We start from the raw sequence: 18,208 nt of genomic DNA on the forward strand, positions 1-18,208 counted from the left end.
AAAGGCAAGGGGAAAAGCCCCTTCACCTTAAACGCCTTTCTTGTTTTTTATAAGCTCTTTCAAATATTCAATCCACTCATCAACCCCTTCACCGGTAACCGTCGAAATTGTGAAAATCTTAAGTTTTGGATTGAGAGAAAGAGCTTCTTTTTTCACCTTTTCAATATCAAAATCAAAGTAGGGAAGAAGATCTATTTTCGAAATTATAAAAACATCTGAAGTTTTAAAAGCTTTTGGATACTTGGCAGGTTTATCAGGACCTTCCGGCACAGAAACCAAAACCACCCTAACATGCTCGCCAAGGTCAAAAGAGGTTGGACAAACAAGGTTTCCAACGTTCTCTATAAAGAGAACGTCAAGTTCTTTCCCTTCAAGCTGATGCTCAAGAGCGTGAAACCCTTTATGAACAAGGGGCGCCTCTAAATGACAGGCACCTCCTGTCGTAAGCTGAACAGCGTAAGCGCCCTTAGCCCTTACCCTTTCAGCATCCCTCTCTGTCTCAATGTCTCCCTCAAGGACACCAATAGTAAACTCATTCTTCAATCTCTCAACCGTCTTTTCAAGAAGTGTCGTTTTACCTGAACCGGGAGAGCTTATCAGATTAATGGCAAGTAGATTTTTCTCGTCAAAATGCTTTCTGTTCTCCTCAGCATATTTATCGTTCTGCTTAAAAAGACTCTCTTCAAGCCTAACGGTTTTGACACTTTCATGGCTGTGCTCATGAGTATGTTCATGTTCATGAGAAGGCGTTCCACACCCGCAAATGTCACACATAATCTCCTCCTAAACATCAATCTCTATATCAACAACTTCTAATTCCTCTCCAGAAATCATCATAACATTTAAAGAACCGCACTTTGGACATTCAGGGAAATAGGCGTTATCAACTTCAAACTCTTCACCGCAGTCAAAACACCTGTAAACAGCAGGAACTTCCACTATCTCCAAAACCGCGTCCTTCATATAAGGATACTCACCTTTCAAAGAGTCAAAGGCAAAAATGAAAGAATCTATCACAACACCTGCCAATTTCCCTATTTTTACTCTGACCTTTAAAACCTTTTTGGCATTCTCTTTTTCTGCAACCTTCACGATGTTATCAAACATTCCCATTACAAGAGAGGTTTCGTGCATCAGCCAGTCTCCTGATCCATAAATTCAATAAGCTCATCTAACGCTTCCCATATTTCGCTAGCTGCTTCTTCACTTATAACCTCTATGGCGCTACCGACGTGAACCATTACATAATCCCCAACCTTAACCTCATCTTCGGGAATAAGCATCAAATTTATATTCCTCTTAACACCTTTTGCTTCTGCAACAGCCATAGGATAGTTTATCTCCACTATCTTCATAGGTACGCCAACGCACATACTAAACCTCCTTTTTATCCCTTTCCCACCATATCCGCTCTTCCTTGCTAGATGCTGCCTTTGGTTTAACTTTAACCCCAAGAGCCTCAAGTTCTTCTATCACAAGTTTTTCAACATCTTTAAGTTTCTCTTTTAAAATAGGTGAAAGCTCTGTATCAGGCTCAAGAGACGCAGGAACAACACCTATAAGTTTCACATATTCAGGACATGAACCTTTTATATCGTTAAGCAGTAAAACCTCCTGGAGTCCTATCTGGTGGGGAGAAAGCTTAAGAGGAAGATTATCTATATAAAAATCCTCTTTATCATAAGTAAAGAGAGAACCGGGCTCTGCATCAACAGCTACAACATCAATTATTATGAGCTTTTTTATGTAATCTATCAAAGGTGAAAGAAATATTCCAGCCGTTCCACCATCTATAAGCTCAACATTCTCCGGAACATCATACCGCTTTTTAAAGTACTCTATAAAATGAACACCAAAACCCTCATCACCAAGAAGGATGTTGCCAACACCCATTATGCCAATCTTTTCCATACTCTCTCCTTTAAAGTTGATAGTCTTACCAAAAGGGGCTCTCTCCTTTAGTAAAACCACCAAAAAATAAGGGGGGAGAAACTCCCCCCTTAATTATATACCAATTCTAATAATCATTGATGATCCTTGGGGAAGAACTTATACCCTGTGAAGATAGAAGATATAAGTCCCTCAGGATGCCTAATATCGTTCCAGGAAGCAATATAGATGTGAACAAGCGCAAAGATTGCGAAATACCAGTTGAGAATGTGGTGAATAAACCTTGCAGTTTGCTGAGTCCCAAAAATAGAACCGAGGCTTACAAAGAAACTGTTTTCAGGATAGAGAAGGTAGAAACCTGTAATAAACTGAACCACTGCAAGGAGAATAGTCATAATATATGACATACCTGCCATAGCATTGTGACCCGTTCTGTGCTCGTGGCTGTCAGTAAGGTAAGCATAGTGAAAAGATGTAGTTATCATGTTCTTAATATTCCTCGGCGTAATAGGAGCAAAGTCCCACACCTTTTCATGCTTATTACCGAAAAACCACAGGTAAATTCTTGTAATAACAGCCATTGTAAAGAGCATTCCTGCAACAAAATGAATATATCTAGCCATAGCCATAGGCCACTGATGGCTTCCTTCCATCCATGTATTTGTCCATGGCCAATCTATGTAAAGGCCCGTGGCAATCAGGACAAATATGGAAAGCGCAAACACCCAGTGATAAACCCTGAGCAGAACGCTCCAAACATACACCTTTTCATAATCTTTTCCATGACCTGCCATTGGTTCCCTCCTTGAGGAAGTTAAGGGGGCAAAAGCCCCCACAAATTACAGAGCTTTAACTTTAACTATTTCCTTACCCTCTGGATCAATCATGTGAACAGCACATGCGATACATGGGTCGAATGAGTGGACAGTTCTGAGAACTTCAAGAGGTTTCTCAGGATCTGCAATAGGATTGCCGATAAGGGCGCTCTCGTATGGTCCTCTCTGTCCCTTGCTATCTCTTGGACCAGCATTCCATGTAGAAGGAACAACTTCTTGATAATTTTTCATAATACCACCATTGTGAACAACGCACCAGTGAGAAAGAACACCACGAGGTGCTTCGTGGAATCCGCAACCTCTAATTTCTCCCTGCGGATAGGATGGTGGATTGAAGATTTCAAGATCACCTCTTCCAATGTTATTAACAAGCTGCTCCCACTGCTTGATAGCAAGGTCTGCCATCATTGCAGCTCTGATAGCTCTCGCAAGGTGGCGACCCGGTGTTGACTTGAGGTTTTCAATTGTAACCTTTGTTCCAGCCATACTGCTGAGCTGGTTCAGTGCGTAGTCAGCCCATTTCTTAGTAAGAGCATGCCCTTGAAGATATCCTGCAAGAACCTGAGAAAGAGGACCAACTTCCATAGGAACATATTCACCATTAACCTTAAATCTTGGTGCCTTAGACCAAGAATATTTGCCATTTTCATTAACTGTTCCGTCAGGTTCAAAACCGGTATATTTGGGAACTGTTTCTTCTTCCCAAGGATGCCTTGTCCAGTCGCCGTCATACCAGGCGTGAGTAATGTTTTCATAGACATTATTAATAAAGTATGGATCGTAGAAGCTCTTAATAGGTGTAACTTTGTTATCAATTACTGTTCCACCTGGAAGATCAAATATCTCACCTTTTGTATCCTGGGGAAGTTCAGGAACGGAAAGATAATATTCACCTGTTTTACCGTAAGCAAGCCAATCTTTATAAAATGAAGCAATAGCAATAACATCGGGAAGATAGCAGTTTTGAACAAAATCTTTGACATCATCAAGAAGAATTTTAATATATTCAAGCCTCTCCATGTTAAGTGTCGAATCATTATTAGGATTAATAGCTGTAGAAACGCCACCAACAGCAAGATTCTGGATATGAGGGCTTTTTCCTCCCAGAATACCTACTACTTTTGAAGCTTTCCTCTGAAAGTCAAGAGCCTGAAGATAATGAGTAACAGCAATAAGGTTTACTTCAGGTGGAAGAATCATTGCAGGATGCCCCCAATAGCCAGTGGCAAAAATACCGAGCTGACCTGAAGATGCGAATTTTTTAAGTTTCTCCTGAACTGCCCTGAATACAGAATCACCGTTGAGCTTCCAGTTCTGATAGCTATCTGCTATTGCTGCAGCTTTCTTTGGATCTGCCTTCAAAGCAGAAATGAGATCAACCCAATCAAGCGCAGACAAATGGTAAAAATGAACTATATGATCTTGAAGAGTATGAGCTGCAATAATAAGATTCCTTACCATTTGTGCATTATAAGGAATTTCCAATTTTAGAGCATTTTCAACTGATCTCACAGATGCAATAGCATGAACTGTTGTACAAACACCGCAAGTTCTCTGAGCAAACATCCAGGCATCATCTGCCTCTCTTCCAATAATAATATTTTCAAGCCCTCTCCACATCTGAGCAGAAGAAACAGCATCTTTAATTCTGCCGTTTTCTACTGCAACTTCTATACGCAAGTGACCCTCAATTCTCGTAATAGGGTCAACAACTATTCTCTTAGCCATAGTTTAACCTCCATCTGGGGTTTTTATTTTTAAAAATTAGTCTTCCTCTTTTTTACCTTTTGCCAAACTTTTGGCAACACCAATACCAGCATGGATAGCAAGAGCAGCTGCTGTTACACCAAGAGCTTTCTTACCAATATCAGTAGCATTCGCAATTATTCCGCCCTTAACAGGCAAACTTACTCCAGGAAGCCTTTTATGGAATGGCGTCATAGTATCCCAGAAGTTCGGCTCTGTACATCCGTAACAACCGTTACCAACAGAAACAGGCCATACTTCTGCATCATTAAACCTAATTACTGGACAATTAGAAAAGGTTTCTGGAGCTTTGCATCCCATCTTATAGAGACAGTAGCCAAGCCTGTGCCCCTCATCACCAAACTGCTCAACATATCTTCCTTCGTCAAAATGAGGCCTTCTTTCACAGTGGTCATGAATTCTTCTTCCGTAAGCAAAAAGCGGCCTTCCGTAAATATCTGTTGGAGGAAGCTTTTTAAATGTGAGGAAGTAAAGAACCGCAGAAAGGAAGTTGTGTGGGTTAGGTGGACAACCGGGAATGTTAAGAATTGGCTTATCTTTGACAATATCAGCAGTTCCTACTGCCTTTGTTGGATTCGGTTTTGCAGCAGGAATACCACCATAAGCTGAACATGTGCCGATGTTAATAATTGCAAGAGCGTTCTTTGCGGCTCTCTTGAGATTGTGAGCGGCAGAGTGCCCACCAATCATACAGAAATCTTCACAATCTCCAGTTGGAATAGCTCCTTCAACTACAAGAATGTAGTTTGGTTTTTCAATAGCCCTCTCAAAAGCTTCTTCAGCCTGAGGTCCCGCACCTGCCATAAGAGACTCATGGTACTCAAGATCAATGAGATCAAGTATTAAGGTAGCAAGGTCTGGATGTGAAGCCCTCAAGAGAGACTCGGAGCATCCTGTACACTCCTGAAAATGAAGCCAAACGACTCTCGGTCTCTTAGGGTCTTCTGCAGCTTCAGCCACCCTCGATACCATTTCCATCGGAAGCCCCATAACTGCTGTAGCTATAGCACAAGCACGCAAGAAGCCACGACGGGAAATTGTTCCTGGGAATCCCCCCGTGAACATGTTTCTGTCCATGTTTTAACCCTCCTTTTCTTGGATTGGACAATACTTTAATCTGATTATAAGAGTCTTTAGCGGACAAGTCAATACTTTCTTATATTAGTTGTATCTAATATAGATTTAGTGTTACTCCAGTTTTACCTTTATACTAAAAAGTTACATTTATAGAATCACCTTTTCCATTGATCTCTATCTTATATATAATTTATACTTCCTGTGAAAAACTTGAAGTACATTTATCAAAAGTATATACTAGTAAAATATTTACTTAAGTGATAAAAGAAGGAAGAAACATAAAAAAAAGAATGGAGGAATCAATGGTAGAACCAGGGAAAATAGCACCAGGTTTTTGCTTAAAAGACGACACGGGAAAAGAGACCTGCTTAAAAAACTTTAAAGGGAATTGGGTTGTTCTCTATTTTTATCCAAAAGATAACACACCGGGATGTACAAAAGAGGCAGAAGGATTTACTGAAAAGTTAGGCGAATTTAAAAAGCTAAACTCAGAAGTTATAGGTATAAGTCCCGATTCTGTGGAAAGCCACAAAAAATTTAAAGAGAAGAGAAATCTCAAAGTTACACTTCTAAGTGATCCGGAACATAAAGTGATTGAAGAATACGGAGCATGGAAACTCAAGAAAAGATTCGGGAAAGAGTATTACGGTGTGGTAAGAACAACCTATTTAATAGATCCTGATGGAAAAGTGGCACATGTATGGAAAAATGTAAGAGTCAAAGGACATGTTGAAAAGGTTTTAGAAATGCTGAAGAAGTTAAGTGAAAAATGAAAAGCCCTCCCCGAAGGGAGGGTTCCAGAAGAAGAGGAGGGAGGTTCCGCAGGATTAAAAGTTCCAGTGGAGATCCATGGATACGCTGTCCTGAGAATTTTTAGCTTCGTAGGTTGGATAGGCGTTTGCAGTATCTTCAACTTTAAAGTTATTTTCAAATGCATGAACATAAGCTACATCAACTGCAAAATGCTTGGTAAACTTATATCCTGCACCAAGCGTAAGATGTGTTTCTGTAATAGCAGGGAATCCAAGGGCATTAAGAACTCCAATCTGATAATTATTATACCTAGCAGCAAGATCAGGAACACTTATAGTCTGTGTTGCGTTTGACGCTGCAGCTACATTATCAAGGGGGCTTTTAGCGTAGTTAAAACCAGCTCTTAAAGTTAAAGCCTCTGTTGCTTGATACTCAGCACCTAAAGCGTAAACAACCTGATTGTTCCATCCAAACTGCTTGTATCCGTCAGCACCGGCCCAGTTAATCCATCTAACGTCAAAACCAACCTTTAATCCATCAATAGGCTTAACGCCGACACCGGCGGCAACTTCCTGAGGCTGCTCAAGCTTCATATCTTCAAATGTTCCATCACCATTTGAATCATACACCCTTTTGTAAGTCATTTTTATAGGAGACATATATGAGAAACCTGCTGTAAACATATTTGTTTCATAAGAAAGACCAAGGCTTGCTCCAACACCAAAATCCTGAGAAAATCCCTGTCCCATATCAAGAGAACCCCATGCCATATGGAGAGCCGCACCAAGAGCAATATTATCCGCTAGCTGATAAGAAATGCCCGGCATCATTCTCATAAAAGAAAAGTTGGTATTTGTTGACCGTAAAACAGCTGGATCATTTCTGTAGTCTGTTCCCATACCAGAAACGCCAAAAGCACCAACACCTAAAACGAGTTTATCACTAAGTCTCTGTGTAATCGCAAACTCAGGAATTACAAATGTATCTGCTTTACTGGTTTCATCTGCCAAAGTGGCATTTCCCACAGTAGCGGTTATCTTTACATCAGGCATAAAAAGCGTTGAACCAAAGCTAACCTCAAAATTTTTAGATTTTGACATCCATGCAGGGTTTCTGTATAGAGCATCTGTAGCACATATCGGCATACCTACACCGATACCGCCCATCGCTCTTGATACTGGTGATACTCCAATCATGTCGTCACCGTTGGTAGCAAATGCTGTTTGAGACATTCCCCCTGCTACCACAGCTACTGCAAGCAGTGTTAGAAGTTTCCTTCTCATGTTTCCCTCCAGAAAAGTTAAGTTTTAAAGTCCCCGAATAGAGGGACATTTATTAAGCTTTACCTGTCATGATGTATCTTTCCATGTAAGGCATAAAGTGTTTGATAATCTGAGGCAAATAACCCGACATGTAATTTTTCATTACTTCCGGCATTAAATCCGGCATTTCCTTCTTTAAAAAGTCAGGCATCGGTATTCTCTCTTCCATACCCTTAAGGAATATTGGAAGAAGCTTTGGCATCATCTCATCAAGCATTGACGGGAAGAGCTTTGGCATTATCGGTTTCATAGCTGCAAACATGGCTTTTCTTACAGCCATCGGTGCAGACATCATGAACTTCATCATACCCCTGTATGGTTCAGGCATCGCATCTATCATCTCAGGAAGATAGTCAGCCATAAACCTTGCCATACCAGGAGGCTCCATTATCGCTATCATGGCCTCAAAAGTCCCCCAGAGCTCTCTAACCCACGGCTCAGGACTTTTAAGGTCGTAACCTTTAGCATCGGCAAGAAGAGCAGCTAGATCAACAATTTGAAGTTCAGGTAACTTTCCTTCCTCAACAAGGTAGTCTCTATCCACCCTCATCTTAAATTCACAGCATGGGCAGATCGTTGCAAGAGTGTCTGCTCCGGCATCTGTTGCTTCTTTAAGCTTCTTAAGACCAATTTTATGAGCAACTTCAGGATTTTTAACAAGCGTTCCGGCACCACCACAGCAGAGAGTTTTATCCCTGTTATGTTTCATTTCAACAAGCTTAATACCCGGAACTACTTTAAGAAGTTCCCTCGGCGGCTCTGTAATAGGAACAGTTCTGCCGAGCTTACATGTGTCATGATACGTAACAACATCTACATTTTTCGGTTTTCTTTCAAATTCAAGCTTTCCTTCCTTAACAGCATCTGCGAGAAGCTCTGTAAAGTGCTTTATTTCAAAAGGATAGTCAACTCCCTTTTTCTCCGCTATTTCCTGATAATAAATCTTCCATGTTTTGTAGCAGGAAGGGCAGGAAGTAACTATAGTTTTTATTCCCATCTCCTTTGCAAGTTTTGTATGGTGGTCAAACATTCTCTCAACAAGATCCATTCTACCTGCAACAACCATCGGAATACCGCAGCAGGCCTCCTGCTTACCAAAGTTTGTAAACTTGATGCCTGCATCCTTCATAAGTCTCATAGCACCGATTCCAACATCCGGCTCAACATAAGCCGCGGTGCATCCTGCAAAGTAGAGGATGTCTGTCTTTCCTCTGTTTTCCTCAACGTACTTTTTGAGATCTTCCGGCATCCATTTATCTCTCTCTTTTGAAGGAGCCGCCCAGACGTTGTTCTCCTTTTTAAGTGCGGCCGCCATAACCTCAAGAGCAGGAAAAGCAGAAAATTTGTCTTTAAGAACAAATTTTTCTCTCATCCTGTCCCACGCATGAAGAATAGGAAGATCTATTTGACACTCAATATCACAAAAATTGCACATTGTACATCCAAGGAATATATCAACAAGCTCCTGACTTTCCTCAAGCCTTCCTTCTACAAGCTCTCTTAAGAACATCCATTTACTTCTTGGTGTCGTTGATTCCCATTTATACCCGCCGTACTGAGTGCAGCTGTCAACACAGTAACCACACTGGGTGCATGAGTAAGCATACCAGAGAATGTCACCGGGAAATCCCTTTTTACTCTCAAAATGCTCTTTTAAGTCACACTTGCTTGACATGTTGGCAAGAACCTTCGTAATCGGTTCCACTGCATTTGCAAGTGCCATTATTTTTGCAGGTTTTCCTGCCTGAACAACTTTATACGGGTTCATAAGAGATTTAGGGTCTATCTGCTTTTTGAAGTTCCTGAGCCTCTGGATTCTCTCCTTACCAAAAATCTTCTCAGCTTCATGGGCAAAGTAGTAACCTGGAGTAATTGCTCTACCACCGAGAGATTTCCCTATTTTTGAAACGGTGACACCAAGGCTGGAAACAAACTGGAAGTCTTTCTTTCTCATGTCGTGAGGTATAAAGCCAAGAAGAATAACAGTGCCTCCTTTAACCGTAAACCCTTCAAAAACAACAGGATGCTTAATCTCTTTCTTTATCCTTTTGAGGAATTCAGCAACACTCTTGGCAGGGAGAACAACTTCAGCTGGAACAACAGAGGGGCCGAGCCTCTTTACTTTCATGGGTTTGAATCTTTCTTCCCACTCATGTGCAACTATCTCTTCAGACTGAACTTCTCCCTTAAAGTTTTGAACCATATTATCAATCGCCGCACTTACCTCTTTCTCTCTTGAAGCAGGATAGGCAAGAATAAGCATGTATTTCTCCGGAAGTGTCGGTCTGTGCTCAGGCTCTGGATGTCCGTGGGGCGCAGGAGGAGGAAAAATATTTTTAACGTGGCATGCCGCAGGGTTTATAAAAGATACACTCCACACAGGAACATTATTGTCAAAGAGGAAATTAATCGCACTGCCAATTCCATCTTCATCATCAAAGGCAATTACCTTTACTCTCTCTTCCTCAAGAGGCCTTACTTTAATCGTTATCTCTGTAATGATTCCTGTAATACCTTCAGCATCGGCAACATAATCAAGAAGTTCCTGCCCTTCAAAAACCCGAACCTCCCCGTTAGGCAGAACCACTCTCGCAGATACAACATTTTCTTTAAACCAGCCGTACTCATAGCTACCGATACCTGCACCACCCTGAGCAAGCCATCCACCAACAGTAGAAGAAGGATAGCTTGAAGGGTAAAGCCTTAACGTTAAACCTCTCGCTTTAAGCTCTTCGTCAAGCTCCTTCCAGACAACTGCAGGTTGAACAGTAGCAGTGAGATTCTCTTTATCTATTTTTATTATCTCTTTCATCCACGCAAGATCAGCAACAACGGTATCCTCTGTAACTGGTAAAGCACCACCGTAACCAGAAGAAGCTTTAGCTCTCGGAACAATATGAAAGCCGTATTTTTTAGAAAGCTCTATAAGTTTTCTGGCGTCATCCTCAGATAAAATTCTGACTACGGCATCAGGTTCCCTGATACCCATCATCTTTTTTACCGGCGGGGGGAATTCACCAAGGTCGTGACTATAGGCAATCTTATTTAATTTGTCATCGGCAAAGTTTTCCTTAAATGTTTCCTTCAGAACTGAGATGTAACTCACTTTTCCCTCCTTTTATTTTAGATGTTTTAAAACATTAAGAAGTTTCTCAAGTTTCTGCTTCCTCTCTGGGTGTACAATACCTTCTTTAATGAAACAATGTTTTAAATAGGATTCCATAACTGCAACAGAAAGAGATTCTATAGCACTTTTAACAGCCGAAAGCTGAATAAGAACATCCTCACAGTATCCCCCCTCTTCTATCATTCTTTGAAGTCCCCTGATCTGCCCCTCTATTCTTCTTAACCGCCGAATTACTTTTTTCTTTTCCTCATTTGCTTCGGATTTTGCCATTCTTTTTCTCCAGTCTGCATACCCTACGAGGTATAGTATAATAACCGCTGAATAAAATGTCAAGCATATAAAGACAATAATCAAGTTTGAATGTTTGATTAAAGTCAAGGAAGTCAGTACTATTTCTATCTAATTTTTATATTTTATAAAAATTTCTTTAAAAAAGATAGTTGCAATACCTGCAGACATAACTAGAGAAAAGTTTCTTTATCTTTTCGGAACATCTCCAGCATTTTGAAAGTTGATACTGAAACCGGGGAAATAGAAGCCATAAAGAATATCTTTGCCTGCGGCGGATGCAGCATCGGCTGCACAGAAGAAAAAAATGCCGCTGACCTTCTCTGTGAAAACGGCATTGAAGGACTGCTTACAAAAGAGATAGCAGAAACACCATTTCTAAAACTTTTAACGAAGAAAATTGCGGTTTACAGAATACCCCCCGACGTAAATATAATAGATGAAGCAGTTGAACTTTCCATTAAAGGAAAAATCAAAATATCCTACTCTCATTTTTAAATAAAAGCGGGGAAATTCCCCGCTGAATCACTCTTCAACTTCCACCTTAACTTCTTCGCTGTGCCAGAGACCGTGAAGGTTGCAGTAAGCCTGAGCTGTTAAAACTGCATCCTTTTCAAGTTTAACTTTAAATGTAACTTCTGACGCAGCAACTTCAGGTTCAAGCGTAACTCTTCCAACTATAAAATCATCAGCCCAAAGAGAAATAAACTGTATCCAGTGCTCTTTGGTGTTCGGATGGGCAATGTCTTTTCCAACTACAACTTTAACATCAAACCATTCACCTTTCTTTACCTTTGCAGGTGCTTCAATTACAGGAGTATGCTTTCTTTTTCCTTCAGGCTCCGGACCAAAAACTTTCATCTTCCCCTCCTTATAATTACAGTTTTAATCTGCTATATTGAAATATATAGTCAGAACAAATTAAATGCACTAATTTTCATTTACCTCAACATCCCCTGGACAATAACATCAACTGCTTCATCCTCGGAAAGTCCCCTGGCCATAAGCGTCTCAAGCTGCTTTTTATCAAGACTTCCTATCGCCGCTTCATGAGTAACCTTTGCAGTCTCGTTGTTTACAACAACAATAGGAACAGCTTTTAAAACCACGTCCTTTCCCCTGATAACTTCTGAACAGTCTATATGTCCGCGGCTGTAAGAACCATTTCCGTAAGTTTCACCTACAAACTCAGCGTACGTTTTATCAAGGGCTATAATGCGGCTTTTTGAAATTCCCCTCGATTCTTTACCTTCAAGATTGATAATATCGGTTACTTTTATTTTATCATCTTTCTTTCCAAGAAGCTTGGTTTCAAAAACCGCCGTCGCCCTATCACCAACGGTTGCCTTTAAAGTTATCTCTGCATCTCCAACTCTTCCCTTTGCTCTTTTAAACGAAGAAAAATAGTAAGCTCCCTCTTCTATCTCTGCCTCTGTATAGTTTCTTAAAACGATAGAAGAATTTTCTCCATAGTAGTGTTCATCATCGTAAACAAACTTTGCATTTTTCTTAACGATAACCTTTGTTCTTGCCCTGTGATTTACCGTTAAACCATCCGCAACAATGCCGTAAACCTTAAACGCAACATCAGCATCTTCACCAACAAGAATCTCCGTTGATATTTCCTGCTCACCTCCAACTTCACCCATAGTGAAGCAAACATTAACAGGCTCTTTTATTTTCGTTCCCGGCTCAATATAAACTTTCACCTCAGCACCTTTTTCCGTTTCTTTTGCCTCAAGCCTAATACCCGGTGCCGGCTCTCTAACAAGAACCCTATTTCTATCAACCAGCAGACCAAGTTTTCTCTGTTCTATAATTTCAGAAGGAAAGCCTATCTGTCTGAACTTACCTGCAAGTGTATTTAAAATATCATTATTCATCTTCCCCTCCAAAAAGTTCGGGATTTCTTATTTCACATTTAAGACACGTGCTTTTAAACTTTCTGCCTATCTCTTCCGGCTCACCAGTCTGAACTATTCTTCCCTCACACATTAGAGAAGCCCTGTCTGAAATTTCCGCTATCTCTTCCCTGTGCGTAATCATCAGAACTGTTGCACCATTATCCCTTAAAGCCTTTATCATTCCGGCAATATCCTCCATTGAAGCAAAATCTATACCGGAATCCGGCTCATCAAGGATCGCAAGTTTAGGCCTCATCGCAAGAACGGAAGCAAGCTCAACTCTCTTCCTCTCTCCACCGGAAAGAGACGTATCAACAAACCTTTTAAGGTAAAGTTTTGGATCAAGTCCAACCGCCAAAAGGCACTTTTCAACATCAAGATCAGGATTGTTCCTGCCGGAAATCCTTAAATACTCCTCAACCGTTAATCCTTCAAATCTTGCAGGCTCCTGCCAAGCAAGTGTAATTCCGAGTTTTGCTCTTTCATATATTGAAAGACCGTTTATTATCTTATCTTCAAAAATTATTTCTCCAGACGTTGGAAATCTAAGGCCGTTAATTCCCATTATTAAAGATGCCAGCGTTGACTTTCCAGCACCGTTAGGACCCAGAATAGAATGTATTTCACCCTTTTTAATCTGAAGGTTAACACCCCTTAAAATCGGCTTTCCTTCTATTTCAAGCCTCACATCATTCAGTATAAGTATCGGCAGTTCCATCCATCTACCTCCCTCTGGTTTCCATCTTGAATTTATTAAAACATACTAATATGTCAAGCTTCTTCAGACTGTTATTGATAATAATTACTATTAAATTTTAACCAAACCCTCTCCCCATTTCTCTTAACTTATGATAAATTATTGCTATAACAAAAGAATGGGAGAAAACGTGAAAATCATCATTGTCGGCGCCGGTCAGGTCGGTAAAGAATTAATAAAAAGAATAAAAAAAGAATGGTACATAACCATTATTGATAACGATGAAAGCAAGCTAAAGCAGATAGTTGAATTTTTAGACAGCGGCGCTCTTAACAGGACTGTCCTCATTCAGGGAGATGGAACGAGTAAACTTATACTTAAAAGAGCAGGCCTTGAAGATGCAAAAGTTTTTGTAGCATGCACCGGTGACGATGAGGCAAACCTTGAAGCGTGCCGAATAGCAAAAGAACACAACGTTCCTTCAATATACGCCGTATCAAACCACATAGATCATGATGCATGGTTTGAACAGGAAGGTATAGAATGTATAAATAAAGCTGTCGCCACTGCATCTTTACTTGAGAGAAGAATTTCCTCAGGTGTAGTTACAGCAACCAACATCGGCCTTGGAAAAGGTGAAATTGTTGAAGTAACTATACTACCGACATCAATGCTTGTAGGTTACCCCGTAAGCAAGTTTACTTCAAGAAGGTGGAGAATAGTTGCAATATTTAGAAATAACAAGCTTCTGCTTCCAACAAAGAAAACTATAATAAAACCCGGCGACAAAGTCTTAATTGTAGGAGAACCTAAAATTCTCAAGCACATCGTCGGCCTAATTCGCTCCGGCGAAGCCCAGTTTCCCATTCAGTTTGGTGCTGAAGAGGCACTTTTAGTTAAATCAGATAATCACATAAACATGCGCACTGTGAAAGATGGTACATTCATGGCCAAAAGTACAAAGATAAACTCTGTATCTATATTTACCTGCTTTCCGGAATTTTCAAACATAAAACATATTTTTGAAACAGAAGCGCCAGACCAAACTATCAAGGTAGAACAGCTAAAACTGTGCGAAAAAGAATTCGCAGAAAAAGTTAAAGATGACGATATAGGTATAATCATACTGCCTGACCTTTACAAAGAGTGGCCGCTCTATTTTGGAATTAAAACACTACCTGTAGAAATAGCAGAAGAGACACTCTCACCTGTCCTTATAGGAAGAGGAACAACCCCTTATAAGAAAATTCTTGTACCTGTCTCCGGCTCATTTAACGGTTATAGAGCCCTTGAGATTGGTATAGAGATAGCTCTTCAGATTGAGGCAGAAATATCGGCAGTCTATGTAACAACCGATGCTTCTCTTGAGGAAGAAAAAATTAAAATTATCCAGGATAAAATTACAAAGTTTTCAAGCCTGTACAAGCAGGAAATCAATCTTATTGTAAAGGAAGGGAACCCTATATCGGAGGTGGCTAAACTCAGCAAAAAATTTGACCTGGTTATCTTGGGAGCGAGGAAGGGCAAAAAGACAAACTGGTTCAACCCGTATCCGCCTTACCACATGCTCCACAGAACAAAGTGTTCAACTCTACTTACCTGCGTGGGTGAATAATGGATAAGCACCTTGTAGTTTCTATCGTTCTTTTAACATCGGGAATCTTCCTGGCACCGTTTGCCAGCAATATGTTAAGGATACCCGTGGCAGTTGGTGAAGTTATCTACGGAATTATATTAGGCAACTCCTTTCTCCATCTAATTCATCAGTCTCAATGGCTTGATTTCCTTTCAAATTTTGGATTCCTCGTTTTAATGTTTATGGCAGGACTTGAAGTTAAACTGACAGAGATAAAAGAGTTAACACTAAAAGAAAAGCTCACCGTATTTTTTGTTCCCGTTCTTATATTTGCCGTCGCCTTTCTCTTTGGCAGATTTTTCCACCTTAAAACGATAATCTCCATAGCTATAGGAGCAGTTTCCGTTGGCATTGTCGTATCCGTACTGAGAGAAAAGGGCATACTGTCAACACACTATGGAAAGATCCTCTTTCTCACAGGCACGGTGGGTGAATTTTTGAGTATCTTTGTTCTGACAATCTACTCCATTATAGTTAAGTTCGGGGTCGGGCTTCTCTTTTTCATGAAAATAGCCCAGCTAATTGTCTTCTTTACCGTTGCAAGAATCATACTTCTGATTCTAAAAAGCTTAATGTGGTGGTATCCAAAAGAAATTAAGATATACTTTGAAAAGAACCCAACAGAAATAGGTGCAAGAATAAGCCTGGCCATAATGTTTGCACTATCGGCACTTGCAACACTCATTGACGTTGAACCAATTCTGGGTGCGTTTATAGCCGGCATGATTTTCTCAACTGTATTTCCCAACACTGAAAAGATAGAAGAAAAGCTATCCGGTATCTCTTTCGGATTTCTAATTCCTGTCTTCTTCATATATGTAGGCATCAAATTCCAGATGCCCCACATAAACGAACATTTGCTTGTCCTTTTAGGCCTCCTGACGGCCGGTAGTTACATAGCAAAAATTCTTCCTTCCCTGCTTCTTGTAGTTACAGGAATTGACCTTAAAAAATCCGTATCGGCCGGCTTTCTCCTATCCGCTCCTCTAACCCTTGTAATTGTTACGGCAGAAATGGGAAAAGCTATGAACCTGATAAACCACCATCAGGAAGCCGCCCTCATTCTACTTGCTATAATTACCGGCGTCATATCACCCGTATTCTTTAACATACTCAACAAGGAAAGCAAGGTTGAAAATAGCAATTCTTGACGGATACGTTGATGAACCAACATGCCTTGGCGTTCCACCATACCTATCCACCTACCCAAGGTATATCGCCGGTGCCTTAACTTACTGCGGCATACCGGAAGAGAGTATCACGTACACGACTATTGACGGGTTCAGAAAAGATGAAAGAGAGAGGGAAAAGGTAACAACGGCCGACATTGTGTTTGTCGTTGCAGGTTTAACCGTTCCTGGACGCTACCTTGGTGGAACCCCCATAACAGCTAAAGAGATAGAAGAAATAGGGAAACTTCCCTCTTTTACCATAATAGGCGGTCCTTTACAGTTTGGCTTTTCAATGAAAGGTGGCACACTGGCAAGGAAGCTGGACCTTTCAGGCTACAACCTCATAGTAAAAGGCGACATAGAGGCAGCTGCTGCTATCGTTGCAGAAAATATTCTAAACGAAAAGGTACTGCCCGAAGGAACAGTTAGATTTCAAAGAACCGCTAAAGAAATAGACAGGATAGCACCTGCCGGTGCGTTTATAGTAAAAGAACATCCGAACTTTCCATACATCATATGTGAAATAGAAACCTATAAAGGTTGTGAAAGGAAGAAACACTGTTCCTACTGTACAGAAAAGTTTTACGGTAATCCGGAATTTAGAACGATTGAAGGGATAGAAAGGGAAATTAAAGAACTTTTCAACTGCGGCGTTAAGTTCTTCAGAATAGGACGGCAACCAAACATTTTAGGTTACCTGGGGAAACCCTCTGATAGCGATTTCACAAAACCCTCTCCGGAAGCTATATGCACGCTGTTTTCACGTATAAGGGAAATCGGCGATATAAAGACACTCCACATAGACAATGTAAACGCTGGAACGATTGATGCCTTTCCTGAAGAGTCGGAAAAGGCTTTAAAGTGCATAGCTACCTACGATACGGAAGGTGATGTGGCAGCTTTTGGACTTGAAAGCGCGGACGAGACAGTTATAGAGAAAAATAACCTAAAGGTGGCTCCAGAGGGTATAGAAAAAGCGATAGAAATAGTTAACCGAGTAGGGGGATTTAAAGAGAGAAAAAATGGACTCTACAAGCTCCTTCCGGGAATAAACTTTTTAGTTGGACTTCCCGGCGAAACAAAAAAAACATTTGAAAAAAATAGAAACTTTCTGAAGAAAATTATGGATAAAGGACTTCTCCTTAGAAGAATAAACATAAGGCAGGTTATGGTCTTTGAAGGAACAGACATAGCAGATATGGTAAAAAAACCTAAAACAAAGTATAAGAAAGAGTTTGAAAGGTTCAAACAGTTTGTAAAAGAAGAAATAGAACTTCCCATGATGAAAAAGGTCTTCCCAACAGGCACTATAATCAAAGATGTTCTCCTTGAAGCTTACGATGGCGGCCACACCCTCGGCAGGCAGCTTGCAACGTATCCGATACTTATTAGAATTCCTGAAAAACTCCCGTTAAAAACGATGATAGATATAGCCGTTGTAGGCCATAGAGAACGCTCTGTTATTGGAATCCCCTATCCGCTAAACATAAACAAAGCATCGTTAAAACTTATCTCTTTCTTACCAGGGGTATCAAAGAGAACAGCTTCAGACATAATCCTGAAACGACCGTTTAAAAATAAAGATGAATTCTTAAAACTTTTTCCGGAACTTGAAAAGGTTGTCCAGTACATCACCTTTGAGTGAAAACATCAGCGGTTTTCTATATAATCCTTCCTGCACGGTTGCAAAGTAGATGTTACATTTTTAAATTTAAGTTGCAAATTATTCTCAACAAGGA

Annotated in this window: 17 protein-coding genes and 1 pseudogene; 5 read left to right on the plus strand and 13 right to left on the minus strand. The window is 40.5% G+C overall.

Going from position 1 to position 18,208, the window contains the following annotated elements; all coding sequences use genetic code 11:
- Positions 1-27: 27 nt before the first annotated feature.
- The 7 genes from hypB to MV676_RS02290 all read right to left on the minus strand — a co-directional run bounded on the left by hypB (position 28) and on the right by MV676_RS02290 (position 5,570).
- Positions 28-774, minus strand: coding sequence for a hydrogenase nickel incorporation protein HypB (gene hypB / locus MV676_RS02260; RefSeq protein WP_297444904.1), 747 nt, complete (start codon positions 772-774; stop codon positions 28-30).
- A 9-nt stretch (positions 775-783) separates the two neighbouring features.
- Positions 784-1,134, minus strand: a complete 351-nt coding sequence (locus MV676_RS02265) for a hydrogenase maturation nickel metallochaperone HypA (protein ID WP_022846126.1) — start codon at positions 1,132-1,134, stop codon at positions 784-786.
- On the minus strand, positions 1,134-1,373 hold the full coding sequence (locus MV676_RS02270; RefSeq protein WP_022846125.1) for a HypC/HybG/HupF family hydrogenase formation chaperone: 240 nt from the start codon (positions 1,371-1,373) through the stop codon (positions 1,134-1,136). Before MV676_RS02270 ends, MV676_RS02265 begins: the two co-directional genes overlap by 1 nt.
- Before the next feature lies 1 nt (position 1,374).
- Entirely contained in the window at positions 1,375-1,911 is a 537-nt protein-coding gene (locus MV676_RS02275; RefSeq protein ID WP_297444908.1) for a HyaD/HybD family hydrogenase maturation endopeptidase, read from the minus strand.
- A gap of 113 nt (positions 1,912-2,024) precedes the next feature.
- Complete coding sequence (gene cybH / locus MV676_RS02280) at positions 2,025-2,684, minus strand: Ni/Fe-hydrogenase, b-type cytochrome subunit (protein WP_297444910.1); 660 nt, start codon at positions 2,682-2,684, stop codon at positions 2,025-2,027.
- A gap of 45 nt (positions 2,685-2,729) precedes the next feature.
- Positions 2,730-4,454, minus strand: coding sequence for a nickel-dependent hydrogenase large subunit (locus MV676_RS02285; protein WP_297444912.1), 1,725 nt, complete (start codon positions 4,452-4,454; stop codon positions 2,730-2,732).
- Between the two features lie 36 nt (positions 4,455-4,490).
- Positions 4,491-5,570: a hydrogenase small subunit gene (locus tag MV676_RS02290; RefSeq protein WP_297444914.1), complete on the minus strand. Its 1,080-nt coding sequence runs from the start codon at positions 5,568-5,570 to the stop codon at positions 4,491-4,493.
- A gap of 302 nt (positions 5,571-5,872) precedes the next feature.
- On the opposite strand from MV676_RS02290, the gene bcp reads away from it, so the two are divergent.
- Positions 5,873-6,343 carry a thioredoxin-dependent thiol peroxidase gene (gene bcp / locus MV676_RS02295; RefSeq protein ID WP_297444916.1) on the plus strand — a complete coding sequence of 157 codons (471 nt, stop codon included), beginning with the start codon at positions 5,873-5,875 and terminating at the stop codon, positions 6,341-6,343.
- A 54-nt stretch (positions 6,344-6,397) separates the two neighbouring features.
- On the opposite strand, the gene MV676_RS02300 is transcribed toward bcp, so the two are convergent.
- From MV676_RS02300 to MV676_RS02310, 3 genes are read right to left on the minus strand one after another with little or no spacing between them, the layout of a single operon-like run.
- The gene (locus MV676_RS02300; protein ID WP_297444918.1) at positions 6,398-7,606 is read right to left on the minus strand and encodes an outer membrane protein transport protein; all 1,209 of its coding nucleotides are present in this window, start codon (positions 7,604-7,606) and stop codon (positions 6,398-6,400) included.
- A 52-nt stretch (positions 7,607-7,658) separates the two neighbouring features.
- The gene (locus tag MV676_RS02305) at positions 7,659-10,751 is read right to left on the minus strand and encodes an FAD-binding and (Fe-S)-binding domain-containing protein (RefSeq protein WP_297444920.1); all 3,093 of its coding nucleotides are present in this window, start codon (positions 10,749-10,751) and stop codon (positions 7,659-7,661) included.
- A 12-nt stretch (positions 10,752-10,763) separates the two neighbouring features.
- Positions 10,764-11,042, minus strand: coding sequence for a metal-sensitive transcriptional regulator (locus tag MV676_RS02310; RefSeq protein ID WP_297444922.1), 279 nt, complete (start codon positions 11,040-11,042; stop codon positions 10,764-10,766).
- A 213-nt stretch (positions 11,043-11,255) separates the two neighbouring features.
- Between MV676_RS02310 and MV676_RS02315 the strand changes: the two are divergent.
- A pseudogene (locus tag MV676_RS02315) lies at positions 11,256-11,558 on the plus strand (NifB/NifX family molybdenum-iron cluster-binding protein); the annotation flags it as partial.
- 27 nt (positions 11,559-11,585) lie between these two features.
- Here MV676_RS02315 and MV676_RS02320 read toward each other — a convergent pair.
- The 3 genes from MV676_RS02320 to MV676_RS02330 form a co-directional block, all read right to left on the minus strand.
- Positions 11,586-11,921 carry a class II SORL domain-containing protein gene (locus MV676_RS02320; protein WP_022846113.1) on the minus strand — a complete coding sequence of 112 codons (336 nt, stop codon included), beginning with the start codon at positions 11,919-11,921 and terminating at the stop codon, positions 11,586-11,588.
- An 80-nt stretch (positions 11,922-12,001) separates the two neighbouring features.
- A complete protein-coding gene (locus MV676_RS02325) occupies positions 12,002-12,943 on the minus strand; it encodes a SufD family Fe-S cluster assembly protein (RefSeq protein WP_297444927.1) in 942 nt (313 codons plus the stop codon).
- Positions 12,936-13,682, minus strand: coding sequence for an ABC transporter ATP-binding protein (locus tag MV676_RS02330; protein ID WP_297444929.1), 747 nt, complete (start codon positions 13,680-13,682; stop codon positions 12,936-12,938). Before MV676_RS02330 ends, MV676_RS02325 begins: the two co-directional genes overlap by 8 nt.
- Positions 13,683-13,851: 169 nt before the next feature.
- Between MV676_RS02330 and MV676_RS02335 the strand changes: the two genes are divergently transcribed.
- From MV676_RS02335 to MV676_RS02345, 3 genes are read left to right on the plus strand one after another with little or no spacing between them, the layout of a single operon-like run.
- On the plus strand, positions 13,852-15,276 hold the full coding sequence (locus MV676_RS02335) for an NAD-binding protein (protein ID WP_297444931.1): 1,425 nt from the start codon (positions 13,852-13,854) through the stop codon (positions 15,274-15,276).
- The gene (locus tag MV676_RS02340) at positions 15,276-16,448 is read left to right on the plus strand and encodes a cation:proton antiporter (RefSeq protein WP_022846109.1); all 1,173 of its coding nucleotides are present in this window, start codon (positions 15,276-15,278) and stop codon (positions 16,446-16,448) included. The genes MV676_RS02335 and MV676_RS02340 overlap by 1 nt, the downstream gene beginning before the upstream one ends.
- Complete coding sequence (locus MV676_RS02345) at positions 16,429-18,114, plus strand: radical SAM protein (protein WP_297444934.1); 1,686 nt, start codon at positions 16,429-16,431, stop codon at positions 18,112-18,114. Before MV676_RS02340 ends, MV676_RS02345 begins: the two co-directional genes overlap by 20 nt.
- Positions 18,115-18,208 lie beyond the last annotated feature (94 nt).

The organism is Desulfurobacterium sp. (assembly GCF_027028515.1).
GTDB lineage: Bacteria > Aquificota > Aquificia > Desulfurobacteriales > Desulfurobacteriaceae > Desulfurobacterium_A.

Excerpts from the sequence above, each read along its gene's own strand:
- MV676_RS02270 (WP_022846125.1), bottom strand. The coding sequence starts at position 1,373 with ATGTGCGTTGGCGTACCTATGAAGATAGTGGAGATAAACTATCCTATG.
- MV676_RS02340 (WP_022846109.1), top strand. The coding sequence starts at position 15,276 with ATGGATAAGCACCTTGTAGTTTCTATCGTTCTTTTAACATCGGGAATC.
- MV676_RS02300 (WP_297444918.1), bottom strand. The coding sequence starts at position 7,606 with ATGAGAAGGAAACTTCTAACACTGCTTGCAGTAGCTGTGGTAGCAGGG.
- MV676_RS02320 (WP_022846113.1), bottom strand. The coding sequence starts at position 11,921 with ATGAAAGTTTTTGGTCCGGAGCCTGAAGGAAAAAGAAAGCATACTCCT.
- MV676_RS02265 (WP_022846126.1), bottom strand. The coding sequence starts at position 1,134 with ATGCACGAAACCTCTCTTGTAATGGGAATGTTTGATAACATCGTGAAG.
- MV676_RS02325 (WP_297444927.1), bottom strand. The coding sequence starts at position 12,943 with ATGAATAATGATATTTTAAATACACTTGCAGGTAAGTTCAGACAGATA.
- bcp (WP_297444916.1), top strand. The coding sequence starts at position 5,873 with ATGGTAGAACCAGGGAAAATAGCACCAGGTTTTTGCTTAAAAGACGAC.
- cybH (WP_297444910.1), bottom strand. The coding sequence starts at position 2,684 with ATGGCAGGTCATGGAAAAGATTATGAAAAGGTGTATGTTTGGAGCGTT.
- MV676_RS02310 (WP_297444922.1), bottom strand. The coding sequence starts at position 11,042 with ATGGCAAAATCCGAAGCAAATGAGGAAAAGAAAAAAGTAATTCGGCGG.
- MV676_RS02275 (WP_297444908.1), bottom strand. The coding sequence starts at position 1,911 with ATGGAAAAGATTGGCATAATGGGTGTTGGCAACATCCTTCTTGGTGAT.
- MV676_RS02290 (WP_297444914.1), bottom strand. The coding sequence starts at position 5,570 with ATGGACAGAAACATGTTCACGGGGGGATTCCCAGGAACAATTTCCCGT.
- hypB (WP_297444904.1), bottom strand. The coding sequence starts at position 774 with ATGTGTGACATTTGCGGGTGTGGAACGCCTTCTCATGAACATGAACAT.
- MV676_RS02285 (WP_297444912.1), bottom strand. The coding sequence starts at position 4,454 with ATGGCTAAGAGAATAGTTGTTGACCCTATTACGAGAATTGAGGGTCAC.
- MV676_RS02330 (WP_297444929.1), bottom strand. The coding sequence starts at position 13,682 with ATGGAACTGCCGATACTTATACTGAATGATGTGAGGCTTGAAATAGAA.